Source organism: Nitrincola alkalilacustris, from assembly GCF_008973755.1.
Taxonomy (GTDB): domain Bacteria; phylum Pseudomonadota; class Gammaproteobacteria; order Pseudomonadales; family Balneatricaceae; genus Nitrincola; species Nitrincola alkalilacustris.
Window position 1 is genome coordinate 419,644 of sequence record NZ_WBOM01000001.1, and the last position, 11,951, is coordinate 431,594.

The 11,951-nt window shown below is 54.2% G+C and carries 12 protein-coding genes and 1 tRNA gene; 10 read left to right on the top strand and 3 right to left on the bottom strand.

Annotation, left to right across the window (positions count from 1 at the left end):
• Positions 1-27 precede the first annotated feature (27 nt).
• From F7R27_RS01905 to lipB, 3 genes are read left to right on the top strand one after another with little or no spacing between them, the layout of a single operon-like run.
• Positions 28-897 carry an aminotransferase class IV gene (locus F7R27_RS01905; RefSeq protein WP_151702519.1) on the top strand — a complete coding sequence of 290 codons (870 nt, stop codon included), beginning with the start codon at positions 28-30 and terminating at the stop codon, positions 895-897.
• Positions 894-1,169, top strand: coding sequence for an HP0495 family protein (locus F7R27_RS01910; RefSeq protein ID WP_151702520.1), 276 nt, complete (start codon positions 894-896; stop codon positions 1,167-1,169). Before F7R27_RS01905 ends, F7R27_RS01910 begins: the two co-directional genes overlap by 4 nt.
• Positions 1,166-1,855, top strand: coding sequence for a lipoyl(octanoyl) transferase LipB (gene lipB / locus F7R27_RS01915; protein WP_151702521.1), 690 nt, complete (start codon positions 1,166-1,168; stop codon positions 1,853-1,855). The genes F7R27_RS01910 and lipB overlap by 4 nt, the downstream gene beginning before the upstream one ends.
• Positions 1,856-1,863: 8 nt before the next feature.
• Here the strand turns inward: lipB and F7R27_RS01920 are convergent, their stop codons facing one another.
• Positions 1,864-3,294, bottom strand: coding sequence for an aminotransferase-like domain-containing protein (locus F7R27_RS01920; protein ID WP_151702522.1), 1,431 nt, complete (start codon positions 3,292-3,294; stop codon positions 1,864-1,866).
• Positions 3,295-3,449: 155 nt separating this feature from the next.
• Between F7R27_RS01920 and F7R27_RS01925 the strand changes: the two genes are divergently transcribed.
• Both F7R27_RS01925 and F7R27_RS01930 read left to right on the top strand, forming a co-directional pair.
• A complete protein-coding gene (locus F7R27_RS01925; protein WP_206060354.1) occupies positions 3,450-4,052 on the top strand; it encodes a LysE family translocator in 603 nt (200 codons plus the stop codon).
• Positions 4,053-4,224: 172 nt separating this feature from the next.
• Positions 4,225-5,397: an MFS transporter gene (locus tag F7R27_RS01930; RefSeq protein ID WP_151702523.1), complete on the top strand. Its 1,173-nt coding sequence runs from the start codon at positions 4,225-4,227 to the stop codon at positions 5,395-5,397.
• Between the two features lie 40 nt (positions 5,398-5,437).
• Here F7R27_RS01930 and F7R27_RS01935 read toward each other — a convergent pair whose 3' ends face one another.
• Together F7R27_RS01935 and F7R27_RS01940 are read right to left on the bottom strand one after the other, a co-directional pair.
• Positions 5,438-6,043 carry a MarC family protein gene (locus tag F7R27_RS01935; RefSeq protein ID WP_151702723.1) on the bottom strand — a complete coding sequence of 202 codons (606 nt, stop codon included), beginning with the start codon at positions 6,041-6,043 and terminating at the stop codon, positions 5,438-5,440.
• Positions 6,044-6,228: 185 nt separating this feature from the next.
• Positions 6,229-6,315, bottom strand: a tRNA-Leu gene (locus F7R27_RS01940).
• Between the two features lie 191 nt (positions 6,316-6,506).
• On the opposite strand from F7R27_RS01940, the gene queA reads away from it, so the two are divergent.
• From queA to secF, 5 genes are all read left to right on the top strand, one after another.
• Positions 6,507-7,553 (top strand): tRNA preQ1(34) S-adenosylmethionine ribosyltransferase-isomerase QueA, encoded by a 1,047-nt coding sequence (gene queA, locus F7R27_RS01945; RefSeq protein WP_151702524.1) that lies wholly within the window; start codon positions 6,507-6,509, stop codon positions 7,551-7,553.
• Positions 7,554-7,567: 14 nt separating this feature from the next.
• A complete protein-coding gene (gene tgt, locus F7R27_RS01950) occupies positions 7,568-8,686 on the top strand; it encodes a tRNA guanosine(34) transglycosylase Tgt (protein ID WP_151702525.1) in 1,119 nt (372 codons plus the stop codon).
• Between the two features lie 35 nt (positions 8,687-8,721).
• Positions 8,722-9,048: a preprotein translocase subunit YajC gene (gene yajC / locus F7R27_RS01955; RefSeq protein WP_151702526.1), complete on the top strand. Its 327-nt coding sequence runs from the start codon at positions 8,722-8,724 to the stop codon at positions 9,046-9,048.
• A gap of 115 nt (positions 9,049-9,163) precedes the next feature.
• On the top strand, positions 9,164-11,017 hold the full coding sequence (gene secD, locus F7R27_RS01960; protein ID WP_151702527.1) for a protein translocase subunit SecD: 1,854 nt from the start codon (positions 9,164-9,166) through the stop codon (positions 11,015-11,017).
• A 9-nt stretch (positions 11,018-11,026) separates the two neighbouring features.
• Positions 11,027-11,950 (top strand): protein translocase subunit SecF, encoded by a 924-nt coding sequence (gene secF, locus F7R27_RS01965; protein ID WP_151702528.1) that lies wholly within the window; start codon positions 11,027-11,029, stop codon positions 11,948-11,950.
• The last annotated feature ends 1 nt before the right edge of the window (position 11,951 follow it).

Genomic DNA, 11,951 nt, shown 5'->3' on the forward strand with positions numbered 1-11,951 from the left:
TGGTCTGAGCTGGATGGCTGAGTGGCTATGAGTGCTGATATTGTTTATCTGAATGGGCAGTATCTGCCAGCTGACGAAGCCAGAATCTCGGTCTTTGATCGCGGCTTTCTATTTTCCGACAGTGTATATGAGGTAATTCCCTTCTATCAGGGGCAGGGCTTTCGGCTGGAGCAGCACCTGGCAAGGCTGGAAAACAGTCTGCGGATGATCTCGCTAGAAGCCAGTTATCCCTGGGAGGCGATACTTTCAGAGCTGATCAGTCGCAATGGCGGTGGTAATCTGTCTGCCTATCTGCAGGTGACACGTGGTAATGCGGGTCGGCGCAGCTTTGTCTATGATGCTGACCTGCAACCAACGGTTTTTGCCTGTTGCAGTCCGATCAGAGATATTTACGCGGCAGGGCCGGAACAGCAGGTTGAGTACCGAGTCATTGTGACTGAAGATCAGCGCTGGCGCCGTTGTGATATCAAGGCTACTGGCTTGCTGCCGAATATACTTGCACAGCAGCAGGCGCGCCAGGTTGGTGCTGATGAGGCGCTGCTGATGCGCGACGGGCGTCTTATGGAGGGTGCCTCCAGTAATCTGTTCATTGTACGTGATGGCGTTATTCATACACCGTCCATGAGCTATGGGATTCTGGGTGGCACAACGCGAGAGTTGGTGATTGAGCTGGCTCAGGCGCATCAGCTTCCCTTGCAGGAGAGTGATTTCGGCTACACTGAACTGATACAGGCAGACGAGGTGTGGATCACCAGCTCCACTCGGGGTGTCGTCCCGGTTATTGAGGTGGATAGTCAGATGATAGGCCAGGGAAAGAAAGGACCGCTATGGCGTCTGATGTTTGAATATTTTACCCGGCAGCAGCGTGAGCTGATGGCCGGAGAAGGGCATGTATGAGCGAAATGAACGAAGCACCCAAGATATCCTTTCCCTGTCCCGACTATCCGATAAAGGTAGTGGGCGATGCGCATGAGACCTTTCGCAGCTATGTGATAGAGACAGTACAGATTCATGCGCCGGATCTTGATATCACTCAGGTGACAGTAAATAACAGTCGTAACGGCCGTTTCCAGTCCATTCGGCTGAAAATCACCGCGACCGGTGAGGCGCAGCTGCAAAAACTGTTTGAAGATCTTAAGGCTTCCGGTCGTGTGCATATGGTGCTATGAGTCAGCTCGATGTAACGAATGTAGCCGACCAACTGATCCTGCGTAATCTCGGGCTGCAGGCCTATGAGCCAATCTGGCGCAGAATGCAGGCTTTCACGGATCAGCGTGGTGATGATACTCCGGATGAGATCTGGTGCCTTGAACATCAGCCTGTCTATACGCAGGGTCAGGCGGGTAAACCCGAGCATCTGCTCAATCCCGGCGACATTCCGGTGGTGCAGGTGGATCGGGGTGGTCAGGTGACCTACCATGGCCCCGGGCAACTGGTTGTTTATCTGCTGCTGAATCTGCGCCGGCGTAAACTGGGGGTGCGGGATGTCGTGACACTGATGGAGAACGCAGTGATCGAACTGCTCTCTTTGCAGGGGGTCACGGCAGCGGCCAAGCCGGATGCACCCGGTGTCTATGTGGCAGAAGCCAAAATTGCCTCACTGGGTTTGCGGGTGCGCAGAGGCTGCTCCTTTCATGGTCTGGCACTGAATGTCGCAATGGATCTTGAACCCTTCCAGCGCATCAACCCCTGCGGTTACGCTGGTATGCCGATGGCCCAACTGGCCGGGTTTTCTCCCGATATCACAGTACAGCAGGCTGCTGATACGCTGCTCGATTATCTGTGTACACAGATCGGCTATACCAGCATTTCCCGAGCTTCATCTCTGGATGAAGAGCCCCTTGTCGCGTCCTGACATCAATATCAGACCAGCATATTCATGCACTGCGGCGGTGTTTGCAGCAAGCGCTGTATGCGTTGCAGTGCAGTATCCAACTGCTGCCTGTCCCCGGGTGGGCTGACGCAGAAGCGCACTGCCTGAGGGGCGGGGTGGTTGCCGGCGCAAAAGGGTTCAGCGCTGAGAATTCGCACCCCTTCACGCATGGCAGCCTGTACAAAGTCGCTGGCTCGCCAGGGCTCGGGCATATTCAGCCAGACCATGAAACCATAGGGGTTGTGCTGATAGTCATAGCCCTCGAGATAACGGGTAACCAGCCGTTGGCGCTCGTTGACCTCCTGCCACTGCCATTTTGCCTGCTCATCGGCTTCACCATTCTCGATCCACTGACACAGAACCGTTGCCGGCAGTGGTGGGCACATCCAGCACTGGGCACGCAGCGCATTTTTCATCAGGCGCATCAGGTGCTCCGGTGCCTTGATGACGCCGACACAGATACCGCCAGCCAGCAGCTTGGAAAAGCTGAACAGGTGACAGGCTCTCTCAGGCACTATCTCACACAGAGGCGTCAGTCGCTCGCTGGCAGGCAGCGCCTGAGTGGCATCCTCCAGAATCAGGAAATCATAGCGCTCGGCCAGCTCTGCCATTTGATGACGGCGTTCGAGCGACATGCGGATGCTGGTTGGGTTGTTCAGGTCCGGCATCAGGTAGACCAGTCTCGGATGCTGCTGTTGGCAGACGCGCTCCAGTGCAGCTACATCCATACCTTCAGCATCCATGGCGACTCCCTGATGACGCAGCCCCAGTTGCTTGCAGGCAGCGATCAGACCCGGATAGGTGAGATTGTCAGATATCACCAGCTCTCCGGGTCGCAACAAGGATTGCAGCGTTGTGAAAATGCCGTGCTGTCCACCCTGTGTCAGCAGAAGGTCATCGGCAGTGGCTGTTACACCATACCGGCTGAGCCACTGGGCCAGAGTCTGGCGTCGCTCATGCATGCCCTGTTCCGGCTGGTAGGAGAGGGCTGCTGTCAATGCCGATGGATCACAGCTCACCTGCTGCAGAGCTCGTCCGAAGCGCTCTATACGGGTTGGGTCCGGGATGGTAAGGCTCATCGACAGGTCAATTTCACCCAGCTCAAGTGGAACCGGATGGTTGAAGATGGGGGTCTTGTTGGTGTTGTGATCCCGAACATAGGTGCCGCTGCCCACCTGGGCCGTTAGAATGCCACGTCGCTCCGCTTCAGCATAGGCGCGTGTGATTGTACCGGTAGTGACACTCAGGGCATCGGCCAGCAGGCGTTGGGGTGGCAGTCGAGTACCCGCAGGGAGTGTGCCATTGCGAACGGCATCAGTGATGGCGTCCGCCAGAGCTCGATAACGAGGGCCGGGGTAGATGGCCAGCTCCGGCAGCCAGTTGCAGCGCTGGCGAGCTTTTTCCTGAGTTGAAAATGTCATGGTAACAATAATCCAATTGAACCTTTTTCCTAAGAGTATATGCTCATATTGTACCTTTCAATAGGGTTCAATCAGTTTGAATGAATCCATACAATCATGAGTAAGAGACAATGATGCCGATCGAAAGCGGTTTGACTCTGGGCTGGCAGTTGAATATGGAAGGGTTGCTGCTGCTGGCGCCTGCTGCGATATACATGATGGCAATGACACTGACACCGGGCCCCAATAATGTGATGTTGACGGCATCCGGTGCAAACTACGGCTATCGGCGAACAATGCCGCATATCATGGGGATACTGCTGGGCTGCTTTATCCTGTTCAGCCTGATTGCACTGGGTCTGGGTCTTCTGTTTGAGCGCTACCCAGTGGTGCAGACGTTCCTTAAAATAGTCGGCAGCATCTATTTGCTCTGGTTGGCATGGAAGATCGCGCGTGCAGCTCCTCCAAATCTGGATATCACTGGCGACAGCAGGCCCTTGCTGCTCTGGCAGGCCGCTGCATTCCAGTTTGCCAACCCCAAGGCATGGGTCATGGGGTTGGCGCTGATGGCTGGTTTTCTGCCAGAGGGAGGGAATCCTGTCCTCAATGCTTTATTTCTTGCGGCTTTCAGTGAGCTTGTGGCCTGGCCCTGCATCTCACTCTGGGCCCTGTTTGGTGTGGCGCTGGGCAAGCTCCTGAAAACACCACTGCACTGGCGCTGGTTCAATGGTGTCATGGGTGCCATGACGGCAGCCTGTGTGGTGTTTATACTGGCTTGAAAATGCTCTGGTGGGCTGGTGTTCTGTGCAGAAATGACATGCTATTCTATCTCTTCTGGCTTGCTACTTGCTGATACATTCGGTTACACACGGTAACTGGATAGTATCGCTACAAGCGTGCAGTATCGGCATGCCCCCTCTTTCTACAGATCATCATCTTACAGAGTAAATCATGGCTAATTCACTGCCTGCTGCTGTGCGGTCGGGCGCGCTGTCACAGCCCACTTTGTCCTATTTTCTGATGTTTATCGCGATAGGCATGGTCAGCGGTATTCTTGGGCCAAGCCTGACACATCTGGCTGAGCAGACAGGTTCAACCATGAGCCAGATTGCGCTGCTCTTTACTGCGCGTGCACTTGGGGTCATGTGTGGAGCGGTTATCACCGGGCGTCTGCTGGACCGTTTTGATGGTCATCGTATCATTCTGGTGATGATTATTTTGACGCTTGTCAGCATGTTGCTGGTTCCGCTGAGTCCGCTGTTGTTGATGATGCTGGTGATCTTCGTTTTGGGTTACGCCGAGGTGTCGATCAATGTCGGTGGCAATCTCATGCTGATGCGCTGCTATCGGGAGCGATCCGGTCCCTATATCAGCGCCTTGCATTTCTGCTTTGGTCTGGGTGCGATGACGGTACCACTGCTGGTGGTATGGTCACTGAGTTTATCAGGTACGGTCATCTGGGGTTTCTGGGCTGTTGCGCTGCTGCTGTTGATGGTGGGTCTGATGCTTTTCCCCCAGCCCAGCCCGGCTCCTCCTGAGACGCAGGTTGCCGAAGCAGAAGATAAGTCTGTTGATCTGCCGCTGTTTCTGGTTCTGCTGTTGATGTTCAGTATTTATGTCGGGATCGAGATGACCTATGCCGGTTGGATCAGCACCTATGCGGTTCTGGAGGGGCTGGGCAGTTCTGATTCGGCTTATCTGGTGTCAGTGTTCTGGTTCAGCCTGTCTATCGGTCGATTACTGGCTATTCCGCTACTGAGAACTGGGCGTTACATGACAATACTGTTGGGATGCTTTCTACTGGCAGTGCTGATGATCATCAGCCTGATCCAGGGTGCTTTATCGCTGTTCTGGATTACGCTGTTGTTTGGGTTGTCGATGTCGGCGATTTTTCCGACGCTGTTCACCCTGGGAAATCTGTTGTTGAAACTTAATGGCAAGTTGACCGGGTTGATTTTTCTTTCCTGTGGCGTTGGTGCCATGGTGGCTCCCAGTCTGACGGGGCCGCTGATTGATGCATATGGTACCGGTGCCATGCCGGTACTGCTGCTGGGAATGATGCTGATCATGATGCTGGGGCTGGTAGTACTGCACTGGCGCAAAAAATCAAAAGTCTCGGGCTGAGCTTTGTCGTGTATTGGAAAAGGTAGTGTTGGATTTAAAATTAAATGCCCGACAGAAACCCGCCAATGCCGCTCATGACCAGTTGAGCAGCCATCGCTGCCAGAATCAGGCCGGTGATCTTACTCAGTATGTTCAGGCCTGTACGGCCCAGCAGTTTTTCAAAGAAAGTGCTCAGATGCAGCAATACCAGCAGGCAGGCCAGTGCCAGCGTCATGCCGAGAATGCCGGTGAACAGGTCCCATCCGGTCAGTTCCGCACCATAGACCAGTATCGCGCCGATGGTTGCCGGACCGATGATGGTGGGTATGGCCAGGGGTACAACAGACACATCATCACGCTCCTCTTTCGGCATGCCCGTTGCGTGGGTGCGGATACCATCGCGCACCAGGCTGACCGCAGACAGGAACAGAAGTATGCCAGCGCCGATGCGGAAGGAGTCGAGCGTGATGCCCAGAACGCTAAACAGGGCACCACCGAAAAACATCAGAACCAGGCTGGTAAACAGTGAGGCAAAGACCGCACGATTGGCGACACGTCGGCACTCTTTGCGGGTCTGCCCGCGGGTCAGAGCCAGGAACATGGATACAACGAAAAAGGGTGCAAACAGGAAAAAGAATTTGATCCAGGTCGAGAACAGCAGGGTCATCATGTCAGGGGCTCCACAGGACGGGGTTTACGTGTTTGCTCACCCGACGCAGGGTGCTTGAATACAAGAATAGCCCATGGAAATAGAGTCACTCGGTCTAAGCAACTATAAAAGCAATTATAAAAATAACTATGAGGGCTGAAGAGGGTCTTTCCAGAAAATAACTGAGCTTGGAATGCCCAGGTTGGTAGCGGTGGGCGGACTCGAACCGCCACGCCCGTTAAGGCAACGGATTTTGAATCCGTCGTGTCTACCAATTTCACCACACCGCCAACTTCTGGAATCTACTTTTTGAACTCTACACTTTGACTACCTGGAGCGGTTTCGGTAAAGCAGACCCGCTGCAAACCGGTAATCAAGGTCGCACATTATAATCGCTTTCAATCCGTGGTCAATCATGACTGAAAATTTCTTTTGTTTGCGCTAAAATAACGCGCCTTTTTCATTATCTGAGCGTAAGCGGATGCAACTGAGTGATTTCTACTTTGATCTACCCGATGAGTTGATAGCGCGCTATCCGCTGGAGCAGCGCAGTGCGAGTCGTCTGCTCTGTGTTGACGGCAGCTCCGGAGCCACCGCACATCGTCATTTTGCAGACCTGCTGCAGATGCTTGAGCCGGGTGACCTGCTGGTATTCAATGATACGCGGGTGATTCCGGCCCGCCTGTTCGGCCAGAAAGCCAGTGGCGGGAAAGTGGAGTTGCTGATCGAACGAGTGCTGGATGAAAAGCATGCGCTGGCGCATATCCGCTCCAGCAGAGCCCCGCGTCCAGGGGCAAGGCTGCTGCTGGAAGGAGGGCTGGAAGCCGAAGTGATAGGCCGAAGAGAGAACCTGTTTGAGTTGGCTTTTACCATGGAAGAGCATCTCATCAGCGCGCTTGAAACGCATGGCCATATGCCGCTGCCCCCTTATATGAAGCGCGAGGATCAGCTATCGGACCGCGAGCGCTATCAGACCGTCTATAATCGTAAGCCCGGGGCTGTTGCCGCCCCTACGGCGGGTTTGCACTTCGATCAGGCGCTACTGAATGCTTTGGCGGACAAGGGTGTGCAGAGCGCGTTTGTGACACTGCATGTCGGTGCCGGAACCTTTCAGCCCGTCAAGGTGGAGCGTATAGAGGATCATCTGATGCACCCTGAGTATATTGAGGTGTCGGAAGAGGTCTGCGAGGCTGTGCGTGAAACGCGCGCTCGGGGTGGCAGGGTCATTGCAGTAGGAACGACCAGCGTGCGCTCCCTTGAAAGCGCCAGTCGCAGTGGCGAGATAGCGCCGTTTTATGGCGACAGTGATATTTTCATCTTCCCGGGCTACCGTTTTCGCTCAGTTGATGCATTGATCACCAATTTTCACCTGCCGGAATCGACCTTGCTGATGCTGGTCAGTGCTTTCAGTGGCTATCAGGCCATTATGCAGGCCTATCAGGAGGCGATTCGAGAGCGTTACCGATTTTTCAGTTATGGCGATGCGATGTTTCTGACACGTCGGGACGCCGAAGAGGATAGTGTGTGAGCAGAGAGTGTTTTATGCAGTTCGAGTGCCTGAAGACGGACGGCAAGGCGCGCAGGGGTCGATTGACCTTTCCACGTGGCGAGGTGGAGACACCGGCGTTCATGCCTGTTGGTACCTATGGCACCGTCAAGGGGATGTTGCCGCGTGATATCAAGGATACGGGTGCTCAGATACTGCTGGGCAATACCTTCCATCTGATGCTGCGCCCGGGTACGGAGATAGTGCGTCAGCATGGTGATCTGCACGATTTCATGCAGTGGCATGGACCGATACTGACTGACTCCGGCGGATTCCAGGTGTTCAGTCTGGGTAAAATGCGCAAGATCACCGAAGAAGGTGTGACATTCAGCTCTCCGGTTAATGGTGACAAGGTGTTCTTGAGTCCTGAGCGCTCGATGGAAGTTCAGCGCGAGCTGGGTTCCGACATTGTCATGATCTTTGATGAGTGCACGCCTTATCCGGCAACGGAGGAGGAAGCTGCAAAGTCGATGCGCCTGTCACTGCGCTGGGCCAAGCGTTCCAAGGATGCGCATGGCAGCAGTCCTTCGGCCCTGTTCGGTATCATTCAGGGTGGCATGTACCCTGAGTTGCGCGATGAATCCCTGGCCGGGCTGACAGAGATAGGCTTTGATGGCTACGCGATTGGAGGCTTGTCTGTAGGTGAGCCGAAAGAGGAGATGGAAAAGATTCTCGACCACCTGGCATGGAAGATGCCAGCAGATCGTCCCCGCTATCTGATGGGAGTGGGGCGTCCTGAAGACCTGGTAGAGGGGGTGCGTCGTGGCGTGGATATGTTTGACTGCGTGATGCCGACACGCAATGCGCGTAATGGGCATCTTTTTACCTCGACCGGGGTTGTAAAACTGCGTAATGCCGCCAATAAGACTGATACGCGCCCGCTGGATGAGCAGTGCGATTGCTATACCTGCCGTAATTTCAGTCGCGCTTATCTGCACCATCTGGATAAGTGTAACGAAATGCTCGGCGCACAGCTCAATACGATCCATAACCTGCATTACTATCAGACACTGATGTCGGGTTTGCGCAAAGCTATTGAACAGGGTAAATTGTGCGCCTTTGTTGATGAATTCTATCGTCAGCGCGGAATGGAAACGCCTCCGCTGGCTGAATGATGACCAAGATCATATAATCTCAGGAGATCACCTTGATGAGTTTCTTTATTTCTCCAGCCTTTGCGCAAGAAGCACCAGGTATGGACCCAGGCATGTTCAACATGCTGTTTCTGGTTGGCTTCGCGCTGATTTTCTACTTCTTCCTGTGGCGTCCGCAGTCCAAGCGTGCCAAGGCTCATAAAGCCTTGATCGGCGGTCTGAGCAAGGGTGATGAAGTGATCACTGCAGGCGGCATTATCGGTAAGGTTACACGTCTGACTGACGACTACATCGTGCTGGAAGTCAGCGATGGTGTTGAGCTGAAGTTTCAGAAGGCGCATGTTGCCGCTGAACTGCCCAAGGGCACTATCAAGGATATCTGATAGCTGAACCTTTTACAGGCGTCACGGTCCAAGCGTGACGCTTTTGTTTTGATGAATAGGCTATACCGCTGTTGGCTGCAAGCTGCCTGATGGCGTCACCGAGGACGGAGCACCGATGCTCAATCGCTACCCCCTGTGGAAAAATCTTCTTATTCTGCTGGTACTTCTGATCGCCGGGCTCTATGCGGCACCCAACCTCTATCCTGAAGATTACGCTGTTCAGATCTCAGGCACGCGTGAAATCCACCAGGTGGATGAAGCGCTGATGGAGCAGGCTATGGCCAGGCTCGAGGCAGAAGGGATCGGCTACAAGTCGCTGACGCTTGAAAACGGTGCAGCAGAAATTCGCTTCAATAATGGCGATGAGCAGTTGCTTGCAAGGGCTGTGCTGGCAAGCCAGTTGGGGAACAACTATGTAGTGGCGATGAATCTGGCGCCTACCACACCTGACTGGCTGAGTGCCATAGGTGCAGGCCCCATGACTCTGGGTCTTGATCTGCGTGGTGGCGTGCACTTCCTGATGGAAGTGGATACCGTTCAGGCGGTTTCGCAGCGCATGGAGGTTTATGCCAGCGATGTAAGAACAACGCTGCGCGAGAACCGTCTGCGTTATCGTACGGTTGATCTGGATGACAGAGGCAGGCTCCAGGCCCGCTTCGGTGATGCCGAAACACGTGATCAGGCGCAGACTCGTCTGCGCCGTGATTTTTCCGAGTTCATCTTTGATACTTCTGTTGAGGGCGAGGCCTATTTCCTGACCATCAGCCTTTCGGATGAGACAGTCCGGGAGATAGAGGACTATGCCGTTCAGCAGAACCTGACCACGTTGCGTAACCGCGTCAATGAGCTGGGTGTGGCTGAACCGCTGGTTCAGCGTCAGGGGCGTAACCGTATAGTGGTTCAGTTGCCAGGTGTTCAGGATGCGGCAGCAGCCAAGCGAGTGATTGGCCAGACTGCCAACCTGGAGTTCCGTCTTGAGGCAGCACCCGATGCCAGTCGCGCTGTTACCGAGGTGTATCCTTTTCGCAATGACCCCGGCCGAACCGCGACACTTGAACGCGATATCATCATCACCGGCTCCAGTGTCGCCAATGCGAACGCCACCTTTGATGAGAATGGCTTGCCACAGGTGTCCATCACCCTGGACTCTCGTGGCGGCCAGATGATGAGTCGTGTGACACGTAATGCGATACAGCGACGCATGGCTGTGCTCTTCGTTGAGCACAAAACACGTACAGTCAGCGAGCGTGTTGACGGTGAAATAGTCGAGCGCCGCGTGCCCTATGTCGAGAAGCACCTGATCTCGCTGGCCACCATTCAGACGGTGCTGGGTAATCAGTTCCGTATTACGGGTCTGGATAGCCCGCGCGAATCGTCAGAGCTTGCGCTGCTGTTACGTGCCGGTGCATTGGCAGCACCTGTCTACTTTGTTGAAGAGCGGACGATCGGGCCTAGCCTGGGTGCTGAGAATATCGAGATGGGTACCAAGTCGGTTCAGATCGGCTTCATGCTGGTGCTCCTGTTCATGCTGCTCTACTATCGTGTATTCGGCCTGCTGGCAAACATAGCACTGACGCTGAATCTGATGATGCTGGTGGCCGTGATGTCGATGTTGTCAGCGACACTGACCCTACCGGGTATTGCAGGAATCGTATTGACGGTAGGTATGGCCGTGGACGCCAACGTGTTGATATTTGAGCGTATCAAGGAGGAGTTGCGCAGTGGAGCGCCGGTTCAGTCGGCTATCAACTCAGGCTTCAGTCGTGCCTTTGTGACTATTCTTGATGCCAACGTTACCACACTGATTGCAGCGATAATTCTGTTTGCAATGGGCACCGGTCCGGTCAAGGGCTTTGCAGTCACGCTGTCGGTCGGTATCGTGACCTCCATGTTCGCAGCACTGGTCATAACAAGGGCGCTGGTCAATCTGACCTATGGTGGTCGTAAGCTGCAGAAGCTGAGAATGTGAGGCACAGAAATGATCCATTTTAAACGTGATTTCAATTTTATGGGTGCACGTCGCGTAGCGGCTGCGCTCTCTATTATTCTGCTGCTTGTCTCCATCGGTTCACTGGCGATCAATGGCTTGAAACTGGGGCTGGATTTTACCGGCGGCAGTCTGGTTGAGGTCAGCTACGAGCGTCCTGTGGAGCTTGAAAGAGTTCGTATCAAACTGCGCGAAGCTGGTTACCAGGATGCTGTGGTACAGACCTTCGGGGCTGCCAATGACATCATGATCCGCATGGGCGAAGCGCATGATCCGCAACTGGGGGAGAATGTTCTCCTGGCGTTGCAGGATGGAGAAGAGCTGAGGATCACGCTGCGCCGTAACGAGTTTGTTGGCTCGCAGGTCGGCGAAGAGTTGCGAGAGCAAGGTGGTCTTGGATTGCTGCTGGCGTTGATCATGGTGATGGTCTATCTGGCCTTCCGCTTTCAGTTCAAGTTTTCCATAGGGGCTGTGCTGGCACTGGCTCATGACGTGATCCTGGTGCTGGGCTTCTTCTCGCTGTTCAGAATCGAGTTTGATCTGACTGTTCTGGCAGCAGCACTGGCAGTCATAGGCTATTCTTTGAATGATACGATTGTTGTATATGATCGAATTCGTGAAAACTTTCGCATCATGCGCGTCGGTGGGCCTGTCGATATATTGAATGCGTCTTTGAACCAGACGCTCAGTCGAACGATTGTGACGTCGACAACAACCATGCTGGTACTGGTCATTCTTGCCCTGTTCGGCGGAGAGATGATTTACGGCTTTGCAATAGCGCTGCTGGTTGGTGTGGTGGTGGGTACCTACTCATCTGTCTATGTCGCCGGTAACATATTGCTGCTGCTGAAAGTATCGAAAGAGGATCTGATCCCGCCTCCGAAAGAGGAAGAGGAGATTGAGCAGATACCTTGAA

Bases quoted from the DNA above. Each gene is read 5' to 3' on its own strand.
- F7R27_RS01905 (WP_151702519.1), top strand. From the start codon at position 28: ATGAGTGCTGATATTGTTTATCTGAATGGGCAGTATCTGCCAGCTGAC.
- F7R27_RS01910 (WP_151702520.1), top strand. From the start codon at position 894: ATGAGCGAAATGAACGAAGCACCCAAGATATCCTTTCCCTGTCCCGAC.
- lipB (WP_151702521.1), top strand. From the start codon at position 1,166: ATGAGTCAGCTCGATGTAACGAATGTAGCCGACCAACTGATCCTGCGT.
- F7R27_RS01920 (WP_151702522.1), bottom strand. From the start codon at position 3,294: ATGACATTTTCAACTCAGGAAAAAGCTCGCCAGCGCTGCAACTGGCTG.
- F7R27_RS01925 (WP_206060354.1), top strand. From the start codon at position 3,450: ATGGAAGGGTTGCTGCTGCTGGCGCCTGCTGCGATATACATGATGGCA.
- F7R27_RS01930 (WP_151702523.1), top strand. From the start codon at position 4,225: ATGGCTAATTCACTGCCTGCTGCTGTGCGGTCGGGCGCGCTGTCACAG.
- F7R27_RS01935 (WP_151702723.1), bottom strand. From the start codon at position 6,043: ATGACCCTGCTGTTCTCGACCTGGATCAAATTCTTTTTCCTGTTTGCA.
- queA (WP_151702524.1), top strand. From the start codon at position 6,507: ATGCAACTGAGTGATTTCTACTTTGATCTACCCGATGAGTTGATAGCG.
- tgt (WP_151702525.1), top strand. From the start codon at position 7,568: ATGCAGTTCGAGTGCCTGAAGACGGACGGCAAGGCGCGCAGGGGTCGA.
- yajC (WP_151702526.1), top strand. From the start codon at position 8,722: ATGAGTTTCTTTATTTCTCCAGCCTTTGCGCAAGAAGCACCAGGTATG.
- secD (WP_151702527.1), top strand. From the start codon at position 9,164: ATGCTCAATCGCTACCCCCTGTGGAAAAATCTTCTTATTCTGCTGGTA.
- secF (WP_151702528.1), top strand. From the start codon at position 11,027: ATGATCCATTTTAAACGTGATTTCAATTTTATGGGTGCACGTCGCGTA.